At 57.5% G+C, this 18,103-nt stretch carries 19 protein-coding genes and 1 pseudogene; 9 read left to right on the top strand and 11 right to left on the bottom strand.

Features of this window, described 5'->3' with window-relative positions:
* Window positions 1–272: 272 nt before the first annotated feature.
* Window positions 273–563: a hypothetical protein gene (locus PSH76_RS19650; RefSeq protein ID WP_305492773.1), complete on the bottom strand. Its 291-nt coding sequence runs from the start codon at window positions 561–563 to the stop codon at window positions 273–275.
* Between the two features lie 303 nt (window positions 564–866).
* Here PSH76_RS19650 and PSH76_RS19645 point away from each other — a divergent pair, with 303 nt between their 5' ends.
* Window positions 867–1,646: a hypothetical protein gene (locus PSH76_RS19645; RefSeq protein WP_305492772.1), complete on the top strand. Its 780-nt coding sequence runs from the start codon at window positions 867–869 to the stop codon at window positions 1,644–1,646.
* Between the two features lie 251 nt (window positions 1,647–1,897).
* Here PSH76_RS19645 and PSH76_RS19640 read toward each other — a convergent pair whose 3' ends face one another.
* The 3 genes and pseudogenes from PSH76_RS19640 to PSH76_RS19630 all read right to left on the bottom strand — a co-directional run bounded on the left by PSH76_RS19640 (window position 1,898) and on the right by PSH76_RS19630 (window position 2,939).
* On the bottom strand, window positions 1,898–2,113 hold the full coding sequence (locus tag PSH76_RS19640) for a hypothetical protein (protein ID WP_305492771.1): 216 nt from the start codon (window positions 2,111–2,113) through the stop codon (window positions 1,898–1,900).
* 319 nt (window positions 2,114–2,432) lie between these two features.
* A pseudogene (locus PSH76_RS30805) lies at window positions 2,433–2,707 on the bottom strand (type II toxin-antitoxin system RelE/ParE family toxin).
* Window positions 2,697–2,939, bottom strand: coding sequence for a CopG family ribbon-helix-helix protein (locus PSH76_RS19630; protein ID WP_047710342.1), 243 nt, complete (start codon window positions 2,937–2,939; stop codon window positions 2,697–2,699). The pseudogene PSH76_RS30805 and the gene PSH76_RS19630 overlap by 11 nt, the downstream one beginning before the upstream one ends.
* 673 nt (window positions 2,940–3,612) lie before the next feature.
* On the opposite strand from PSH76_RS19630, the gene PSH76_RS19625 reads away from it, so the two are divergent.
* The 3 genes from PSH76_RS19625 (at window position 3,613) to PSH76_RS19615 (ending at window position 5,675) form a co-directional block, all read left to right on the top strand.
* Window positions 3,613–4,758: a hypothetical protein gene (locus PSH76_RS19625; protein WP_050499432.1), complete on the top strand. Its 1,146-nt coding sequence runs from the start codon at window positions 3,613–3,615 to the stop codon at window positions 4,756–4,758.
* A gap of 184 nt (window positions 4,759–4,942) precedes the next feature.
* The gene (locus PSH76_RS19620; RefSeq protein WP_305492770.1) at window positions 4,943–5,308 is read left to right on the top strand and encodes a DUF6124 family protein; all 366 of its coding nucleotides are present in this window, start codon (window positions 4,943–4,945) and stop codon (window positions 5,306–5,308) included.
* 145 nt (window positions 5,309–5,453) lie between these two features.
* A complete protein-coding gene (locus PSH76_RS19615; protein WP_278918455.1) occupies window positions 5,454–5,675 on the top strand; it encodes a hypothetical protein in 222 nt (73 codons plus the stop codon).
* Between the two features lie 183 nt (window positions 5,676–5,858).
* Here PSH76_RS19615 and PSH76_RS19610 read toward each other — a convergent pair whose 3' ends face one another.
* Window positions 5,859–7,046: an MFS transporter gene (locus PSH76_RS19610; protein ID WP_305492769.1), complete on the bottom strand. Its 1,188-nt coding sequence runs from the start codon at window positions 7,044–7,046 to the stop codon at window positions 5,859–5,861.
* A gap of 481 nt (window positions 7,047–7,527) precedes the next feature.
* Here PSH76_RS19610 and mqo point away from each other — a divergent pair, with 481 nt between their 5' ends.
* Window positions 7,528–9,174 (top strand): malate dehydrogenase (quinone), encoded by a 1,647-nt coding sequence (gene mqo, locus PSH76_RS19605; protein WP_034135222.1) that lies wholly within the window; start codon window positions 7,528–7,530, stop codon window positions 9,172–9,174.
* Window positions 9,175–9,237: 63 nt separating this feature from the next.
* Here mqo and PSH76_RS19600 read toward each other — a convergent pair whose 3' ends face one another.
* Window positions 9,238–10,074: a LysR family transcriptional regulator gene (locus PSH76_RS19600; RefSeq protein ID WP_305492768.1), complete on the bottom strand. Its 837-nt coding sequence runs from the start codon at window positions 10,072–10,074 to the stop codon at window positions 9,238–9,240.
* A gap of 97 nt (window positions 10,075–10,171) precedes the next feature.
* Here PSH76_RS19600 and PSH76_RS19595 point away from each other — a divergent pair, with 97 nt between their 5' ends.
* Both PSH76_RS19595 and PSH76_RS19590 read left to right on the top strand, forming a co-directional pair.
* Window positions 10,172–11,071: a DMT family transporter gene (locus tag PSH76_RS19595; RefSeq protein ID WP_305492767.1), complete on the top strand. Its 900-nt coding sequence runs from the start codon at window positions 10,172–10,174 to the stop codon at window positions 11,069–11,071.
* A 130-nt stretch (window positions 11,072–11,201) separates the two neighbouring features.
* Window positions 11,202–11,531: a YXWGXW repeat-containing protein gene (locus PSH76_RS19590; RefSeq protein WP_138762155.1), complete on the top strand. Its 330-nt coding sequence runs from the start codon at window positions 11,202–11,204 to the stop codon at window positions 11,529–11,531.
* Between the two features lie 136 nt (window positions 11,532–11,667).
* Here PSH76_RS19590 and PSH76_RS19585 read toward each other — a convergent pair whose 3' ends face one another.
* From PSH76_RS19585 to PSH76_RS19570, 4 genes are all read right to left on the bottom strand, one after another.
* Entirely contained in the window at window positions 11,668–12,063 is a 396-nt protein-coding gene (locus PSH76_RS19585) for a PIN domain-containing protein (RefSeq protein ID WP_032892813.1), read from the bottom strand.
* A complete protein-coding gene (locus PSH76_RS19580) occupies window positions 12,060–12,317 on the bottom strand; it encodes an AbrB/MazE/SpoVT family DNA-binding domain-containing protein (protein ID WP_032892812.1) in 258 nt (85 codons plus the stop codon). Before PSH76_RS19580 ends, PSH76_RS19585 begins: the two co-directional genes overlap by 4 nt.
* Before the next feature lie 176 nt (window positions 12,318–12,493).
* The gene (gene ppnN, locus PSH76_RS19575) at window positions 12,494–13,867 is read right to left on the bottom strand and encodes a nucleotide 5'-monophosphate nucleosidase PpnN (protein WP_032892811.1); all 1,374 of its coding nucleotides are present in this window, start codon (window positions 13,865–13,867) and stop codon (window positions 12,494–12,496) included.
* Between the two features lie 148 nt (window positions 13,868–14,015).
* Window positions 14,016–14,840, bottom strand: coding sequence for an aspartyl/asparaginyl beta-hydroxylase domain-containing protein (locus PSH76_RS19570; protein ID WP_056791828.1), 825 nt, complete (start codon window positions 14,838–14,840; stop codon window positions 14,016–14,018).
* A 276-nt stretch (window positions 14,841–15,116) separates the two neighbouring features.
* Between PSH76_RS19570 and fabV the strand changes: the two genes are divergently transcribed.
* Window positions 15,117–16,310, top strand: coding sequence for an enoyl-ACP reductase FabV (fabV, locus tag PSH76_RS19565; RefSeq protein WP_056791899.1), 1,194 nt, complete (start codon window positions 15,117–15,119; stop codon window positions 16,308–16,310).
* A gap of 258 nt (window positions 16,311–16,568) precedes the next feature.
* On the top strand, window positions 16,569–17,192 hold the full coding sequence (locus PSH76_RS19560; RefSeq protein WP_305492766.1) for an HAD family phosphatase: 624 nt from the start codon (window positions 16,569–16,571) through the stop codon (window positions 17,190–17,192).
* Here the strand turns inward: PSH76_RS19560 and PSH76_RS19555 are convergent.
* Window positions 17,189–18,094: a LysR family transcriptional regulator gene (locus PSH76_RS19555; protein WP_032892808.1), complete on the bottom strand. Its 906-nt coding sequence runs from the start codon at window positions 18,092–18,094 to the stop codon at window positions 17,189–17,191. The two genes, PSH76_RS19560 and PSH76_RS19555, sit on opposite strands and share 4 nt — an antisense overlap.
* Window positions 18,095–18,103 lie beyond the last annotated feature (9 nt).

Raw genomic sequence — 18,103 nt, 5'->3', positions numbered from 1 at the left:
TTGCCAACCATTCGAAAAGCCATAACAAACAAGGCTTTCAAGGCGCTCTGAAAAAAACTAACCCTCCTAACCTCTTTCCCGTGGGTCAACATGAAAGCGCGAGAGGTGCCTAGGGCGGGCTGCTTTTGAAGCTGTGTGCGGCATTGCGCAGTACTCACGACCTTTGCGTTCACGCGCCCACACTCTCGCTCACCCAGCGTCAGATATTTACGTTTACATGGGGTGTTGCAATCGGGGCGTCCGGCATTGGCGAACAGTACTGTGGCGCAACATCAAGCGTGCCTTCTGACTCGAACTATAAAGTCGCTGACCTGCGCCCGTGTCAGGCAATTCAACTTCCCGAAGGTCTCCAGGTGCTGAACCATTGCTTCATGACTGCCGGGTTGCCGGGCGATCATGCGACGGCAGGTCTTTTCCAGGATCAATCGCGCCATCTGCGGGTTCTCGACCCTAGTCGCATCGAAGGCCAGCGCGATGGCAGTGGCTAGCTCACCCAGATCCGGGTCCTTGCGTTGCAGCGCCCTGAGGGCATTCATCTGCCGTGCGGTGATGGGTAGCGACACGTCTCTCGTCCTTAGCGATCATGCTCAGCCGTTATCAAGGGTAATGGTAGACCAGGCTCCCGGGGTGTGGTTTCCGCCAAGCGCAAAAAAGCCCGCCGGAGGGGCCTTGATGTGGGGGGCCATTGAACATAGGGCGCGTTATTCGCATTCGTGTATTTCAGCCGCGTGGTATCAACCGCCGTAACCGAGTAAAAATAGACGTTCCTTGAATACTGCTCCTTTTAGGATCGGAGGGTCGAATGCATTTTGGAATGCAAAAGATCGGGGATAATGATGGTTTTCAATTAAAGGTTCGAAAGCGTAATGAATTTCCCTGGGTACAGGCATCCGACCAAGCACGCTAGAATCAATTCGGCAATTATTCGCTGCCTACGAGATACAGGTGATGGAGATTACATAGCCGCTCGACTAGCGGCCAGGCATCGACTCGTTCCTCAGTTTTTATGGTCAGCCGAGCAGGCACTAGAGAAATATCTGAAAGGCATCCTCACCCTTCATCGTGTCAGTGCTCTGAATATCGGGCATGACATATCGGAAGCTTTAACGCGGATAGAGGAAAAACTCGGTTTTGCTATTCCTCTTACCTCGCAGCAGAAGGAAGTATTTGAAGTAATCGCTGAATGGAATTCGGATAGATACTTTCTGAATCACATTGGTGTGAAGGGCCACGAACTGAACTATTTAGACCAAATGGTCTGGCGGATACGGCAGTTCTGCCAGCCTTTAGATGTTATGCACTACGCAGACGAGCCGACCCGAGCGGTGCTGGATCAGAACGTTAAAATGATACAGGGGCGAGAACTCACTGCTCCGAGAGAAGGAAATGTAACTGGGGGCCGTCTTGAAAAGATGCTAACTGACAAGAACGATCCCGCTAGGTCGGCTCTCGTCTGGAAAAATCTAATGTTCAGCACTAGCACCCGCAAAAAGGTGCATCGTAGAAATCATTTACACATGGGCAACGCGCCTCTCTGGCTTGAGCCTGACCTCATTGATGACTTCGCCAAACTCCTACAAGTGCCCAAACCCCTCCAGGAGGGTTACAGGCAACTGGCTAGAGTAAGGGCGCGGGAAAAAGACTGATCCACTTTTTACCCAACGCTCTCATCAGTGCGCTGCGAGCCGCTAACGGATCCAACGGCCGCAATTACGCACCAAAACAGAGCGCCAGTCCCATGGCGGTCCCATGGGGCTATTTTTTGGATGCTAAAAACCACAAACCCCCGACTTTCTCTAGGAAAATCAGGGGCTTGCGTTTTCATAATGTGGCGGTGAAGGAGAGATTCGAACGCCCGGTACGTTTGAATCTCTTTCTGCATTGGCGATAAATTTATTTATGGGAAATCCTGCTTTTTCAGCTTGGCTAAGCCTTGTTTGATGTGGCCTGCATTCTCACCAAGCGTTTGAAGGGCGCCACGAACGTTTTCACCAGTCGTCAACTCGCCACGCTCTTCTGTCCCCAACACCAACTCCATTATTGCCGCCTCTAACGCCAGTTGGTTCTCATACATCCTTTCCAGCACATCCGCTAGTGAGTATTCGCTCGCCATCAATATCGCCCTGGTTCCTAAAGCTTGAAGCATAGCAGCGGATATTCGCGGAGCCGATACGATCGAAGAGCTGCCGTCCTTGGCAGGGGGGTGGTACAGAAGTGGTACGGGGATTTTTATGGTGCGCTACAGGGTACGTATTTAAAGGTCTGTAGGGTTAGTGGTTCCAATCCATCATCGGGGCGACGGAGAAGCGGCGGGAGAGTGGGGCGGTTTGTAGGGGCATGGGGGAATCTGAGTTGGCGAGACGAATGGGGCGCAGTTTATCAGGAACGGATCTTGGGTGCCGGAGAGGCAAGTTTTGCGCGCATTACCACTTCTAGCGAGGACGTTGCCGTGTGTGGAATACGCCAAGGATCTGCAGTCGATCGCCCCGCACTCTTTACGGGATCAGATAAGACCAGTTGGGAACTGCCCATTCGAGGGTATGTTTCACCCGACCTTCGCGGCCTATGGAAGGAAACTGAGCGAGCCTGTCGACACTGGTGAAAATGGCATCCGAGAAGTCGTCAGCGGCTTTTGGATTTTCGAGAGCGATATAATTTGCTTCGGCTTCCAGATTTTTGAGTGTTTTTTCAAGCCCTCAACCCGCATTCTTGCTCCAGCGCCTAGCGCGCATGGCTGCCACTTGGTCATCAGTGGCGAATTTGCCTTCGTCGGCATCTTTTACCGCCAGCTCGATCTGAGCGGTTAGCGTTCTTTCGTGCTCGATGTAGTCACGAAGAACGTCCATCGCCAGGTAGCTCGCTGTCTGCCCGTTGGTTTTGGCTAGGTCGGCGAGAGAGTTGGACAGGTCTTCCGGCAGGTTTAGGGATATCCCAGTCATGGCGGCCTCGATGGTGGACGGTTGTGGGGCATCTTACACCTTGGTGTGCTTGGGTGGCTCAGCAGTCTGTCGTGAGGTGTATCTGGAAGTGAATTGCTTTTCGCTACCTACTCAAAATTAAGTATCGTGGTCTGGCTTCGATATCCGCCCATGAGTGACGCGGTTCACGTCATAGGCTTTCGTAAAGCCAACAAACTGGGAGGGCAAAAATAATGACCAGAAACTCCCGTTCTGAAAGGGTGGATGCAGTGAGCCCGGAATGGTCGGCTGAGGACTTTTCTAAGGCCAAACCAGCGAGCGAGGTGCTTGTGAGATTGTTTGGTAAAGCTCAGGCGAAGGAAATGCTCAAGCCCAAGCGGGGCAATCGGCAGTAACCAAAGAGCACTTCAAAGTTTGTTTTGATGCTGACGTGCTGGAGCGATTCTGGGCTTTCGGGCTAGGCTGGCAAAACGCGAATGAATGCCGCTTGGCCGATTGGCTCAAGACGCACACGACAGATGAACTGAGGGCTTAATGACTAAAGGTTTACCCTAAGACAGTTAGCCACCTAGTGATTGGCTTTTCCTTGCTACGGTATAAATAAATCTGTCTCCTTTTGCTACCCGATAACTCTTGCGTTAAATGGCACATTGCCATTTCATAGGGTTCGACGTTTTGTCAGGGAGTGATGGCTATGGCAGATTCAAAAGTTGGCGTTTTTTTTAAAACAGCTGCAATGTGGCTGCTGTGCGTGATCTTCGTGATCATCGGCCTTGCGGGGATGTTTACGAGCTTTCTTGCGGGGTGCGTCCTTCTCCTAGCTGCTTGCATCTTTGTCCCGCAGTTCAATCGAAAAATTAAAGATAAATTAAACGTCACGGTGACTCCAGGAGCGCGTGCGGTGATTGCCGTTGTTTGCCTCGGCCTATTTTTCTATACCGGCAGCAAATCTCTGGATGCCGATCGGGCCCAGCATCAGGTTCAGAAAGCCTTGGCGGACCAGCAGAAGGCCGAACAGGCTCAAAAGAAAAATCGCGAGGATGTTGCTGCGAATAAAGATGCAATCTTGGTAGAAATGCAAAGCCTAACCGCCAAGCAAGACTACTCAGGGGCAATCGCTCTAGGTAGTAAGTACAGCAATGTAGGCAGCCTCGAAATTGATCAAGCTCTTTCGCAGGTACACGCTAAAAAGGTAGACGCTGATAAGCAGCAACTTAAAGCGACGCTCCTCATTTCTCTGGGAAATATCAAGCAGGACGATTACAAAGGCCTAGCTTCTACTTACTCGCAGCTTGCTTCGATTGACCAGGCATACCAACCCAACGCTGACAAATTCTCCAAACTTTCTGACCAGCAAGTCCAAGAACAGAAGGCTCGTGAGCACGCTATTTCGGAAAAAGCACGTCGGCAGAGCATGGGCCTTACTTGGAACTATGCAGATAGTGAAGACAACATGTCCGGTAAGCTGGTCCGTCAAGCTTACGTGATGTCAATCAATACTGTTGATTTCAATTTTCCGTACCGAGGCGTTCAGCGAGCAACATTGACCATCCGCAAGCATCCGCGCTGGGGCACCTCGGTGTATGTGGCGATTAAGAAAGGTCAGTTCGTATGCGGGTACGATGACTGCGATGTTGGAGTGAAGTTTTCCAAAGGTAATTCCAGGCGCATGTCGGCGAGCGAGCCAGACGATCACAGCTCCAATCTGCTTTTCATCAGTAATGCTTCGTCGTTCATTACCCAAGCTCGGAAGTCCGATAAGGTTTACATTGAGGCCAGCTTCTACCAAGAAGGCAGTAGGGTCTTCGAATTCGACATCTCAGACCTTGAGTGGAAATAATTAGAGTCCGCGACTTATCGAGGCAGTCAGTATATTGCATGAGAAACTTCCCACACTTTTCTCGGCTTGCCCCTCAGACCTTCCATAGCTAACCTCCTCAAGTCGCTGCTAACCCAGTGGCCGGAGGTGGAAGTCCGTATTGCTAAGGCGTTTTTAACTCCCGAAAATATTTGGAGCTTCGCCCATGCACAACAACACACGCAGTTCTTCACTTGATCAAAGCGCATCGCCCGTCGATCCCAAGCTTCAAGCCGCAGCTCAGCGCGCAATCAATCATCACTTGCCCCCATCCGACGACGCTGCACCCACCGAACGCCCAAGCAACAACCTATTCCTCGTCAACCCAACCATCGACCCCGAAACCCTCCTGGCCAACGCCGCCGAGAACCTCGCATCCGCCAACGAAATGGCCGCCACCTTGGCATTCGATCTCGACGACTCCCAGCGCGCCATCGCCCTGGGCATTCAGCAGTTAATCGAGTTGAGCTCGCTGCTCGTTGACCGGGCCCAGGAGCAAGTTGCGCCTGTAACCGCCCCAGTCAAAGCCTGACAACTAACCCTGCCGCCTTACCCAAGGCGGCAACCTGAACTCATGCTGTCACCCAGCAAAGTTTCATAATTCCCTGCGTCGTTGAGGTCTAGGATTCCCTACAAGAGAGGACCCCAGCGCCTCCAGCCCACAGGGAACTGAAACCATGATTTCGAACCTCGTCAAAGTCGTGATGATCACCGGCACGTTGTTGTTAAGCGCTTGTTCATCTTCATCGAGCGTGACCAACAGCGACCCGTGCTTTTCAGGCGGGTGCCAGGCATTTGGCGACCATAGCCCCAGCAAAGCTGCCAAGATGAATTTTGGCGGTAGTGGGCTGGGCAGTAGTTATGGGGAGTATGGTTCGGGGTTGTTGCATGATGATTGATGAGTGGTGGGGCAAGCATTAATGCCTGCCAGTTAAGCGTCATCGCTTTCTGTAGGAGCGAGCTTGCTCGCGAAAAACCTCAACGATAACGCGGGCTTCCTGAAGAAATGCGGCGTCTGTGAGTTTTTCGCGAGCAAGCTCGCTCCTACAAGAAGCCCTCCTACAGTTTGATCCAGTAGGGCGTTAATGGCCGCCTTTCATCCGCCGGGCGATCAGGTAGAGGCCCAGGCCCACCAGCGCTGTGGCGGCGCCGATGTAGCCGGTGCTGGTCCAGCCGAGGCCGGCAGTGATGGCCATACCGCCAAACCACGGCCCCAGCGCATTCGCCAGGTTGAACGCCGCATGGTTCGACGCCGCCGCCAAGCTCGGCGCTTCGTGTGCGATGTCCATCAAGCGAATCTGCAACGGCGCTGCCAGCGCAACCATAGTGCCCACCAACCCCATGCTCAGCAGCACGCCCCACAGCGACGCCGCGGCGAAGGGGAAGAACAGCAGCACGGCCATCGACCACACCAATATCAAACCCACCGCCCGAAACTGCATGCGGTCAAACAGCTTGCCGCCGGCAATGTTGCCGATGATGCCGCCCACGCCAAAGGCGGCGAGGCCGAAGGGAATCCACTGGGGCGAGACTTTGGTCACTTCGAGCATGGTCGGCGCCAGGTAGCTGAATACGCAGAACATCCCGGCAAAGCCAATCGCGCCGATGGACAGGGCCATCCATACCTGGGGTTTGGTGAAGGCGCGCAGTTCTTTGCGTGGGTCGCTGCGTTGTTCGTCGTGGCGGTGGGGTACGAATTGCCAGACCAGGGCGATGGTGAGCAGGGCGATCACGCTGACCAGGGCGAACGCCGAGCGCCAGCCCAGGTGTTGCCCGAGGAAGGTGGCGATGGGGTTGCCCAGCAGCATGGCCAGGGTCAGGCCCATCATCACTCGGGCCACGGCGCCGGCGCGTTTGTCGGTGGGTACCATGCTGGAGGCAACCACGGCGGCGATGCCGAAGTAGGCGCCGTGGGGCAGGCCACTGATAAAGCGGAAGGCCACCAGCGAGCCGAAGGTGGGGGTGAAGGCGGTGGCGAAGTTGCCCAAGGCGTACAGGCCCATCAGCAACAGCAGCATGTGTTTGCGCAGCAGCTTGGCGCCGAGGATGGCCAGCAGCGGGGCGCCCACCATGACGCCAAGGGCGTAGGCGCTGATGGCGTGGCCCACCTGGGGTTCGCTCAGGCCCAGGTTCTGGGCGATGTCGGGCATCAGGCCCATGACGGCGAATTCGCCGGTGCCGATCGCGAAGGCGCCCACGGCCATGGCTGCTTCCATTTTGGCGGCGCTGCGCGCGGGCAGTACGTGCCCGGGTGTTTGCTGGATAGTCATGGGTAACTCTGTGTGGAGGGTGTGCACGAAGGACGTCGCCGATGCTACGCAAGCCGCGACGAAGGTGTCTAGAACCGCCATTTTCGGCAGAGTTCCACGCCTGTGACCGCAGGTCGCGGCTGCCAGGCTTGACAGGGGCGCATTAAAACCCGCGATTTAGGCCTGTCAATTGGCCAAACGGCGCATAAACGCTGTTTAGCGTGATATTCTGCGCGCCGTCTTGGGCTAGTCTTTCCCTGGTGCGTACACCCGTATACGTCCCAGCGGTTGGCTGTCGCCCAGGTAGCTGAAGCCAATAATGATAAGAAGTCAGCGCAGAAGGGACATAACAGTGAGGTCGATCCATCGGCCTTGTGTGCCCACCCTGCAGCCTTTATGTGACTGTGCAGACCCTGCGGTACGTTGCCTGACGTAGCGTGAACGAGGGTTACTCATGATCAGGGGCGGTAGGGCGGATGGCGTTTTATCATAGGTGCTACTGATGTTTAAAAAAGTAAACACTGCCCTGCTGGGGCTGGCTTTGTCGATGGGGATCACGTCCGTTCACGCGGAAGAGGCAAAGAAAGTCGATGTGCTGCTGATCGGCGGCGGCATCATGAGTGCAACCCTGGGTGTCTGGCTCAATGAGCTGGAACCGGACTGGTCGATGGAGATGGTCGAGCGCCTCGATGGCGTGGCCGAAGAAAGCTCCAACGGTTGGAACAACGCCGGTACCGGTCACTCGGCCCTGGCTGAGCTGAACTACACCCCGGAAGACAAGAACGGCAACGTTGAGATCCCTAAAGCGGTCGAGATCAACGAAGCGTTCCAGATCTCCCGTCAGTTCTGGTCCTGGCAGGTTCAGCAGGGCGTGTTGAAGAACCCGCGTTCGTTCATCAATTCCACTCCGCACATGAGCTTTGTGTGGGGCGATGACAACATCAAGTTCCTGAAAAAACGCTACGAAGCCCTGAAGGCCAGCCCGCTGTTCGCCGGCATGCAGTACTCCGAAGACCCGGCGCAAATCGCCAAGTGGGTTCCGCTGATGATGGAAGGGCGTGACCCCAACCAGAAAATCGCGGCCACCTGGAGCCCGATCGGTACCGACGTGAACTTCGGCGAGATCACCCGCCAGTTCGTCGCTCACCTGCAAACCACGCCGAAGTTTGACTTGAAGCTGTCGAGCGAAGTGCAGGACATCACCAAGAACGCCGACGGTTCGTGGCGTGTGAGCTACAAAAACCTCAAAGACGGCACCAAGACTGAAACCGACGCCAAGTTCGTGTTCATCGGCGCCGGCGGCGGTGCCCTGCACTTGCTGCAGAAGTCGGGCATTCCTGAAGGCAAGGAATACGCAGGCTTCCCAGTCGGTGGTTCGTTCCTGGTGACCGAGAACCCGACTATCGCTGAGCAGCACCTGGCCAAGGCCTACGGCAAGGCTTCGGTAGGTTCGCCACCGATGTCGGTTCCGCACCTGGACACCCGCGTGCTGGATGGCAAGCGCGTGATTCTGTTTGGCCCATTCGCGACCTTCTCGACCAAGTTCCTGAAGGAAGGCTCGTACCTGGACCTGCTGACCAGCACCACCACCCACAACATCTGGCCCATGACCAAAGTCGGTATTCGTGAATACCCACTGGTCGAGTACCTCGCCGGCCAACTGATGCTGTCCGATGACGACCGCTTCAAGGCGCTGCAAGAGTACTTCCCGAACGCCAAGCAGTCCGACTGGCGCCTGTGGCAAGCCGGCCAGCGTGTGCAGATCATCAAGCGTGACGAAGAGCAAGGCGGCGTGCTGAAGCTGGGTACCGAAGTGGTCAGCTCTGCCGACAACACCATCGCCGGCCTGCTGGGTGCATCGCCAGGCGCGTCCACCGCGGCTCCGATCATGCTGACCGTGCTGCAAAAGGTGTTCAAGGACAAAGTAGCCAGCCCGGCCTGGCAGGAAAAACTGCACCAGATCGTGCCAAGCTACGGCACCAAGCTGAACGACAGCCCTGAAGCGGTTGCCAAGGAATGGGCCTACACCGCCGGTATCCTGCAACTGACCCCGCCACCTGCGATCCCGCAGCTGGCTGCTCCACAGGCCACCGAGGCTGCCAAGCCTGCGGCTGAGCCAAGCAAGCCGGTTTCTGACCTGGCGCTGTAAGCCACACCCACGAAAAAGCCCGCTGAACCGGTGACGGTCAGCGGGCTTTTTTGTGGGCGGTGTTCAGACTCTGAAATACCTGACTTGCTCGTACAGGTGCAGTGCCAGTGCATTAGCGGTATCGCACAGCAGGTACAGATGCTGCGCGGGGAGGGCCGGCAGCTCCGTCATTTGCCTCAGCCCTTCGCCCATGCGGCTTTCCTCCATCAGGCCCACAGCCACGCCGCTGCGCACGCATGCCTCTACCGCCGATGAGTTGGGACTTTCCAGCAGTACGCGATGGTAAAACCCATGATCTTTCAGCACCTGTAACGCTGCCGCTCGATAAGGGCAACCCGCGATGGGCACGGTAACGGGCAATGGCACATTCGGCGGCGAGCTGAAACCCTCGGCCGCCACCCACAGCGGTTGCACGGGCCCCAGGCGTTCACCTTGCGCCAGGGGGCGTGGGCTGACGGTGAGCGTCAGGTCCAGCTGGTTGGCGATGAATAAACCCAGCAATTCCCCGCTGGTGCGCGCTTCGATTTCCAGCTCCAGCAGGGGGTTGTCAGCGATCAGTCGCGGCACAAACTCCTGTATGAAGGCGGGCGCATAGGTATCTGGCACGCCCAGGCGGATTTTGCCTTGCATGCGTTGGGGCATCAGTGAGATCAGCAAACGGTCATGGCTTTTCAGAAACTCGGTGGTTTCCCCCAGCAGTTTCTGGCCATACAGGGTCAATTCCACGCCCTGGTTGCTGCGGCTGAACAGACGCTGGCCGACCTGATCCTCCAGCTTCTGGATCTGCGTGGTCACGGTGGAGGCGCTGCGGTGCACATGCTCGGCCGCCTCGTTGAAGCGCCGAAAGCGTGCCACCGCATGGAAGGTGCGCAACAGTTCGATGTTCAGTTGTTTGGCCATGATTCTATTTTTTCGGATTGGTTGTTCCGGTTATTCAAATATACAGAAGCAGGCGCCGCCCTTAGCCTTTAACTCGATCACAGCGACGGGAGGCTATATGAAGCGATCTACCTTGGGGTTGGGGCTGTTGCAGGCGCTGTTTGTGCTGTCTTGGAGTTCAGGCTTCATCGGCGCCAAGCTGGGGACTCAGGGTGGAGATGCGTTCAACCTGCTTTTCTGGCGTTTTCTGTTGGTTTCGCTGTGCCTGGCGCTGTTTTTGAACAGGCGTTTGCTGAGGGTTTCCTGGCAGCAGATCCGGCATCACGCGGTCGTTGGTTTCCTGTCGCAATTTCTCTATTTGAGCTGCGTTTACGTGGCGATTCAGAACGGCCTGCCGCCCGGCATCGCGGCGATCATTGCGGCGTTGCAGCCGTTGATGACGGCGGCATTGTCGACGGGCATGGCGTCCGAACGCAGTGGCGGCTGGCAGTGGGTGGGCTTGATGATCGGCTTTGTCGGTGTGTCGATTGTAATTGCCGGGCAGTATGGCGGTGGAGGGCAGGGTGTCGGGCTGGTCATGTATCTGTTGCCTCTGGTGTCGGCACTTGGGTTAACGCTGGCGACCTTGTACGAGCGTCGCTCGGTGCAGGCCCAGGACAGCGGGTTGGTGTTGCCGCTGTTTATCCAGTCGCTGTTGACCCTGCTGGGTTTTACCGCGGCCGTGATCTACACCGACACCCTGAGCATTCCCCATGACACCAACGTACTGATCTCGATTGTGTGGCTGACCGTGTTCTCCACTTTCCTCGCCTACTTGAGCCTGTGGATGCTGCTGCGGGCGATGACTGCAACGCATGTGGCGGCGCTGGTGTACCTGGAGCCGCCGGTGACGCTGGTGTGGGCGGCGTTGATGTTTCGCGATGTGATCCATGCATCCACTTACGCGGGCGTTGCCGTAGTCGTGGCGGGGCTGGTGCTGGTGCGCCTGAAGCGACCGACTGTCGCCTGTACTTCCTGAGGCTTGCAGGTTCAGCAATCTGACAGACATCGCCTGTTAAAAAGTACCCAGGGCCAAGCAGGAGCGCGGCTGTAACAAGGGGGGATTTTTACCAGTGCAGGTGTTGGGCGTTCGCGCCCGAGGGTTTTGTATGTTGCTACGTTATGCAGCATTGGCCGCCGTGGTGGTGGCAGCGTCCGGGTGTGTACAAGAGCGTGTCGTGCACGAGCGCAGGCCGGTGCAACGTGAGTATGTTGAGGTGGTGGCGCCGCAGCCGCCACCGGTGCAGGTGATCGAAGTAGAACCGGCGGTACGCGAGGGTTATATCTGGTCACGCGGTTACTGGCGTTGGGAGGGCGGGCGTTACGTCGCGGTGCACGGCCATTGGGAGCCGGTGCGCCAGGGCTATCGTTATGTACACCCGCACTGGGTGCAGCGTAACGATGGCTACCATTGGCAGGTCGGTGGCTGGGTTCGCTGACCAAACCTCATCACCCTTTCCTCTGTAGGAGCGAGCGTGCTCGCGAAAAACGTCAACGGTTACGCGGGCATTCAGGTTGCACGCGGTGCCTGTGAGTTTTTCGCGAGCAAGCTCGCTCCTACACAAACAAAGCGGGCTAGCCGAGCCGTTTCATCCCCGCTGCCTTGGCCGCGTTCAGATCAAAGGTGGCGGTGTACTCGCACCCCGCCGCATGGCCACAGCGTTCAACCAGGCAGTCGGCAAAGTCGGCTTTGCCTGCGGTGAACTTGCGCAGTGCCTGCCAGATGATATCGGCGTGCTCGACGGTCAGCTCCCGCGTGTGCAACAAGGTTTCCAGCACCATTACCACGTCGCTTTTGGCCGACTGGTAGCAGGACTGCAACACCCACACCAACTCCGTAAGCGTCACCAGGCTGACAAAGCCTGGCGAGGCGGCGGTGAGCGATTCGATCAGTTGGGATGCTTTAGCGGATTGAACCGGGTCGTCCTGGGTCACGTAACGCACCAGCACGTTGGTATCCAGGCCAATCATCCAGCTGTTGCTCCCTGGGCCGCGATGGCGCGGTTCATGTCTTCGATAGACACGGCATGGGCGGGCTTGCGGATCAAACCCTTGAGGTCTTTGACGGTTTTGCTCGCGGCAATCATGGAAAACTTGCCGTCTTCCATTTCAACGAATTCCACCCGGTCGCCTGTTTCCAGGCCCAGGGCCGTCCTGACCTGGACAGGGATGGTGATTTGCCCTTTTGAAGTGAGTGTGGCGGTGGCCATAGTGAAGATCTCCATCGTGATACTCCTTACCTTAGGGTAAGGAATGACAGAGGACAATATCCGTTGGTCCATAGGTCGCTCGCTGAGGTGGGTGAGTTGGAAGGAATAGTAAAACCCTAGCCCGAACACTCGAACCTCACACGCCGGGACATGCCCCAAACAGATACAAACTATGACCGACCGCCGCTAGCTCATTGCACCACGCGGTAGCACGGTACATAGGCCGCGCCGCCTGGCAACTTCATGCGGTGCTGGGCCACGAAGGCCTTCAGCAGCTCATCCAGCGGTTTCATGATGGCCGGGTCACCGTGAATCTCATACGGGCCGTTTTCTTCGATCAGGCGAATGCCCTTGTCCTTGACGTTACCTGCCACAATCCCGGAGAACGCCCGGCGCAGGTTGGCCGCCAGTTCATGGGCCGGCAGCGCGTGGTTGAGTTGCAGGCTGGCCATGTTTTCGTGGGTGGGGTCGAACGGGCGCTGGAAGCCTTCGTCGATCTTCAGCAGCCAGTTGAAGTGGAACGCGTCGTTACGCTCGCGGCGGAACTGCTTCACCGCCTTGAGGCCAGTGGTCATCTGGCGGGCCACTTCAGCCGGGTCGTCGATGATGATCTGGTAATGCTTCTGCGCCGCTTCGCCCAGGGTGGCGCCGACGAACGCGTGCAATTGTTCCAGGTAAGGCGCGGCATGTTTGGGCCCGGTGAGCACCACCGGGAACGGCAAGTCGCGGTTGTCCGGGTGCATGAGGATGCCCAGCAGGTACAGGAACTCCTCGGCCGTGCCGGCACCGCCGGGGAAGATGATGATGCCGTGGCCGACACGCACAAAGGCTTCCAGGCGTTTTTCGATGTCCGGCAAAATCACCAGCTCGTTGACGATGGGGTTCGGCGCTTCGGCGGCGATGATGCCTGGCTCGGTCAAGCCCAGGTAACGGCCATTGGTGATGCGTTGCTTGGCGTGGGAAATGGTCGCGCCTTTCATCGGGCCTTTCATCACGCCGGGGCCGCAGCCGGTGCACACGTCGAGGCTGCGCAGGCCCAGTTCGTGCCCGACTTTCTTGGTGTATTTGTATTCTTCGGTGTTGATCGAATGGCCGCCCCAGCACACCACGATCTTCGGCTCCACACCCGGGCGCAGCGTACGGGCGTTGCGCAGCAGGTGGAACACGTAGTCGGTGATGCCTTGGGAGTTGCTCAGGTCGATACGCTGGCTGTCCAGCTCGTTCTCGGTGTAGACGATGTCGCGCAGGGCGCTGAACAGCATCTCGCGGGTGCTGGCAATCATTTCGCCATCGACGAAGGCATCGGCCGGGGCGTTGAGCAGTTCCAGGCGCACGCCACGGTCTTGCTGGTGAATACGCACTTCAAAGTCTTTGTAGGCGTCGAGGATGGTCTTGGCGTTGTCGATATGCGCGCCGGTGTTGAGAATCGCCAGGGCGCATTGGCGGAACAGGGTGTAGATGCTGCCGGTACCGGCTTCGCTCAGTTGCTGCACTTCACGTTGGGACAGGGTTTCGAGGCTGCCCTTGGGGCTGACGGAGGCGTTGATGACTTGACGTTGGGGCATTCTGATTCCTTGAAAGCATAGCCACCGCGCCCGCTTGGGGGCGATGGCTTGAGAAAGGTGAGCGCCACTTAAGGTCGCACGAGACGGATATTTACCTCAGGCGCAAGGCCGAGCGCAAATGCCGTCCAACACCATCATGCCGCAGAACTTACTGAATCAGCTTCCAGTTTTTGTAGAAAACCCGACGCAGGGTAAAGACCAGGCCGGCAAACCCTGCGATCACGGCGTTGAGCACCGAGGGCAGCAAGGTCGGGCGCACAATATCAATGAACAGGCAGTAGCGTTTGGCGTCGTTTTTGTTGAAGGACGCGTGCATCAGCGTGTCATCGAATATAAACAGCGGGTCGTCGTGCCAGTAGTGCTTGTGCTTGCCCACCTGGATATACACGCCCTCATGGTGCGGTGCCGGCGCCATGTTGTAGAGCACACGGAACATCATGCGCAGGGGGCCGAAGTGGAACGACGTCGAGCGGTTCTCGTTGAACACCGAGACGCCGATGGTTTTCACGAACGGCAGTTTCTTGCGCAGTTGCGGGATATCCAGGGTGGTTTCGATCGGGCGACCGTACCACTGGAAGAACAGCATGCCGCGTTTCTTCTCGGCCATGCGCTCGTCCAGGTAGCTGATGATTTCATCCTTGCGAGCCATGGCGTCGTCGATCACCTGTTGCAGGTCTTCGCGCCAGGCCGGTGGCAGGTCGTTCAGGGTGTAGACATGCCGGTTGCGGCTGCTGAGCAGGTCGAGCAGGGTGTTGAACGGTGCCAGCACCCAGGTATTACGGCCGTTGCCGATAAAATACTTCTTGATGGTGTCGCGGTCGTACAGGCCGTTACGCAGGAAGTCATAAACGCCGCAGCACACCACCAACAGCAGAAACACCAGGCAACTGCGCGGGAAACAGTAGATCAACAGCAGAACGCCGAGCACCCAGGCCAGGGACACCAGCTTTTTGCCGACAGCATTTTTGCTCATGAAACGAGGCTCCAAAGCCGAAATATATTGAAACAATATCGTCATCATAGGGGTTTATGAGGCGCGCAGGCGTTTTTTAATAGGGTGAAATTGTGAAGCCGCTGCACAATTTGTAACCGTTGCCGTGCAGGCTCCGACGTTTTGTGGATTGAATTTTGAGAACAGAAGATTTGCGACTATCGTGACGCTTCGGTTTTTCAGGCGTCATAGACCGGTACGATTGAAGTTGAATGGCCACTATTGGCCTTCGGCACCTTGGAAGAGGCAGAAATTTTTATGATCATCAAACCGCGGGTTCGTGGCTTTATCTGTGTGACCGCTCACCCTGTTGGCTGTGAAGCGAACGTCAAAGAGCAGATCGACTACGTAACCAAAAACGGCGTCATCGAAGGCGGCCCTAAAAAGGTACTGGTCCTCGGTGCCTCCACCGGCTACGGCCTGGCCGCGCGCATCAGTGCTGCGTTTGGCTGCGGCGCCGACACCCTGGGCGTGTTTTTTGAGAAAGAAGGCGAAGAAGGCAAACTGAGCTCCGCCGGCTGGTACAACAGCGCGGCGTTCGAGAAGTTTGCCGTGGAAAAAGGCCTGTACGCCAAGAGCATCAACGGCGACGCGTTCTCTGACGAGATCAAGCGCCTGACCATCGAAACCATCAAGAAAGACCTGGGCAAGATCGACCTGGTGGTCTACAGCCTGGCCGCGCCACGCCGTACCGACCCGCAAGGCGTGGTGCACACCTCCACCCTCAAGCCAATCGGCAAAGCTGTGACGTTGCGCGGTATCAACACCGACAAGGGCGTGGTGGTCGACACCACGCTTGAGCCTGCGACCCAGGAAGAAATCGACGGTACCGTGAAGGTCATGGGCGGCGAAGACTGGCAGCTGTGGATCGACGCCCTGCGTGACGCCGATGTATTGGCCGAAGGCGCCAAGACCACCGCGTTCACCTACCTCGGTGAGAAGCTGACCCAGGACATCTACTGGAACGGCTCCATCGGCGAAGCCAAGAAAGACCTGGACAAGAAAGTTTTGACCCTGCGCGAAAACCTCGCTGCGCTCAAGGGCGACGCCCGCGTGTCGGTGCTCAAGGCCGTGGTCACCCAGGCCAGCTCGGCGATCCCGATCATGCCGCTGTACCTGTCGCTGCTGTTCAAGGTGATGAAAGAGCAGGGCACCCACGAAGGCTGCATCGAGCAGGTCTACGGCCTGTTCAAAGACAGCCTGTACGGCAGCCAGCCGAAACTCGACGCCGATGGCCGCCTGCGTGCCGACCTGGCCGAGCTGGAACCGAAGGTCCAGGACGCCGTGGCCGCACTGTGGAACCAGGTGACCGACGACAACGTCAACGAGATCAGCGATTTTGCCGGTTACAAGGCCGAGTTCCTGCGCTTGTTCGGCTTTGAAGTCGACGGCGTGGATTACGACGCGGATGTGAACCCGACCGTCAAAATCAATGGCCTGATCCAGGCTTAAAACGCGGTAAAAAATGTGGGAGCGGGCTTGCCCGCGAAGGCGGTGTGTCAGTCGCAGCATCTGAGGCTGTACTACCGCTTTCGCAGGCAAGCCAGCTCCCACATTTGATCTTCGTTGCTTTAAGCATTACGTTCGCTCAATTAGGCCGTGCCTCCTCCCACCTGTCTTTTCAGACACTTCTTACACCCCGCCGCGCGCCTCCCTCTTGTAGATCTGTCAGACTCCAGCGGCTATCAAGCCACGCTAACGGAGGATCTGATGACGATTCGTGCAGTAGTTTTTGATTTCGGCGGTGTCCTGTTCGACTGGAGCCCGCAGCACCTGTACCGCCAGCTGATTGCCGACGACGTCGAGCGTCAGTGGTTTCTCGACACCATCTGCACCCAGGACTGGAACACCGAGCAAGATGCTGGTCGCTCCCTGGCTGAAGCCACCCGTACCCTGGTTGCCCAATACCCCGAGCACAAGGCCCTAATCCAGGCTTATTACGCGCGCTGGCCCGAAATGCTGCGGGCTGAATTGCCCGAGGGCGTGGCGATTCTCAAGGCGTTGGACCAGGTTGAGATGCCGCTGTTCGGGCTCACTAACTGGTCGGCTGAAACCTTCCCTTACGCCCGGGCCAACTACCCGTTCCTGACGCGTTTTCGCGACATTCTGGTGTCCGGCGAGGTGAAGCTGATCAAGCCTGACCCGGCGATCTACCACGCCAGCCTCAATCAGGTACGTAAACACTTGCCAGATGTCCAGGCCAGTGAAGTGGTGTTTATCGACGACGTCGCCGGCAATATCGAGGCCGCCATCGCGTTGGGTTGGCAGGGCATTCACCACGTATCGGCCGAGCGCACCGCCGCGCGTTTGCGTGAGTTGGGCGTGGCGTTCTAGCGCGCCCATTTCTCCATCACAAAGTCGACGAACGCCCGCAGCTTGGGCAGGCGGTAGCGGTCCTGGCGATACATCAGGTGCATGGGGCGGCTGGGCAGTTTATAGGCGGTCAGCAAGGCCACCAGCTTGCCGCTCGCAAGGTCCGGTTGCACCAGGGCATCGGCCAGCATGGTGATGCCCATGCCGTTGATGGCGGCCTGGCGCAAGCCTTGGGAACTGTTGATGGTCAATGAGCCGGACACCGGCACCTGCACCTCACCTTCATCGCCAGTCATGCGCCAGAGTTTATCGGTGTCGCGCCAGTTGTCGTTGGCGGGGTAGGCGAACGCCAGGCAGTCATGCTGCTGCAGGTCGGCCGGGGTTTGCGGTGTGCCGCGTCGCGCCAGGTAGGCAGGGGAGGCGCAAAGGGTGAGGGTGTAGGCCTGCAGGGGCCGGGCGATCAGGCTGGAGCTTTCCAGTTCACCGAGACGGATCGCCACGTCAAAACCGCTGTCGACCAGGTCCATGCGCTCATTGCTCATCACCACGTACAGGTCGATAAGGGGGTAGCGCTGGGCGAACTCACTCAAGGCCGGCACCAGGCGTTCGGTGCCGAACACCGGCGGCGCGGTGATGCGCAGGCTGCCTTTGGGGGTTTCGCTGTGGACCTGCTCGGCCAGTAGCTCGGAGTCGGCCACCAGCCCCAGCACTTCCAGGCAGCGCTGATAATACTGCCCGCCAAATTCGGTGAGGTTCTGTTTGCGCGTAGTGCGTTTGAGCAAGCTGACGCCAAGCCGTTGTTCCAGCGCTCGCAGATGGTTGCCCACCATGGTGGTCGAGATTCCGCATTCCTGCGCGGCGGCGGTCATGCTGCCGGTTTCGACGACTTTCACGTACACCGACATTGCCTGGAACAGGTCCATTATCAAGCC

Origin of the sequence: Pseudomonas sp. FP215 (genome assembly GCF_030687795.1) — a bacterium.
GTDB classification, from domain to species: domain Bacteria; phylum Pseudomonadota; class Gammaproteobacteria; order Pseudomonadales; family Pseudomonadaceae; genus Aquipseudomonas; species Aquipseudomonas salmasensis.
This window is presented reverse-complemented; position numbering and strand designations above follow the sequence as displayed.

Bases quoted from the DNA above. Each gene is read 5' to 3' on its own strand.
- PSH76_RS19560 (WP_305492766.1), top strand. From the start codon at position 16,569: ATGACGATTCGTGCAGTAGTTTTTGATTTCGGCGGTGTCCTGTTCGAC.
- PSH76_RS19640 (WP_305492771.1), bottom strand. From the start codon at position 2,113: ATGGCGAGCGAATACTCACTAGCGGATGTGCTGGAAAGGATGTATGAG.
- PSH76_RS19590 (WP_138762155.1), top strand. From the start codon at position 11,202: ATGTTGCTACGTTATGCAGCATTGGCCGCCGTGGTGGTGGCAGCGTCC.
- PSH76_RS19625 (WP_050499432.1), top strand. From the start codon at position 3,613: ATGGCAGATTCAAAAGTTGGCGTTTTTTTTAAAACAGCTGCAATGTGG.
- PSH76_RS19630 (WP_047710342.1), bottom strand. From the start codon at position 2,939: ATGACTGGGATATCCCTAAACCTGCCGGAAGACCTGTCCAACTCTCTC.
- PSH76_RS19615 (WP_278918455.1), top strand. From the start codon at position 5,454: ATGATTTCGAACCTCGTCAAAGTCGTGATGATCACCGGCACGTTGTTG.
- PSH76_RS19610 (WP_305492769.1), bottom strand. From the start codon at position 7,046: ATGACTATCCAGCAAACACCCGGGCACGTACTGCCCGCGCGCAGCGCC.
- fabV (WP_056791899.1), top strand. From the start codon at position 15,117: ATGATCATCAAACCGCGGGTTCGTGGCTTTATCTGTGTGACCGCTCAC.
- mqo (WP_034135222.1), top strand. From the start codon at position 7,528: ATGTTTAAAAAAGTAAACACTGCCCTGCTGGGGCTGGCTTTGTCGATG.
- PSH76_RS19555 (WP_032892808.1), bottom strand. From the start codon at position 18,094: ATGGACCTGTTCCAGGCAATGTCGGTGTACGTGAAAGTCGTCGAAACC.
- PSH76_RS19620 (WP_305492770.1), top strand. From the start codon at position 4,943: ATGCACAACAACACACGCAGTTCTTCACTTGATCAAAGCGCATCGCCC.
- PSH76_RS19595 (WP_305492767.1), top strand. From the start codon at position 10,172: ATGAAGCGATCTACCTTGGGGTTGGGGCTGTTGCAGGCGCTGTTTGTG.
- ppnN (WP_032892811.1), bottom strand. From the start codon at position 13,867: ATGCCCCAACGTCAAGTCATCAACGCCTCCGTCAGCCCCAAGGGCAGC.
- PSH76_RS19585 (WP_032892813.1), bottom strand. From the start codon at position 12,063: ATGATTGGCCTGGATACCAACGTGCTGGTGCGTTACGTGACCCAGGAC.
- PSH76_RS19600 (WP_305492768.1), bottom strand. From the start codon at position 10,074: ATGGCCAAACAACTGAACATCGAACTGTTGCGCACCTTCCATGCGGTG.
- PSH76_RS19645 (WP_305492772.1), top strand. From the start codon at position 867: ATGAATTTCCCTGGGTACAGGCATCCGACCAAGCACGCTAGAATCAAT.
- PSH76_RS19570 (WP_056791828.1), bottom strand. From the start codon at position 14,840: ATGAGCAAAAATGCTGTCGGCAAAAAGCTGGTGTCCCTGGCCTGGGTG.
- PSH76_RS19580 (WP_032892812.1), bottom strand. From the start codon at position 12,317: ATGGAGATCTTCACTATGGCCACCGCCACACTCACTTCAAAAGGGCAA.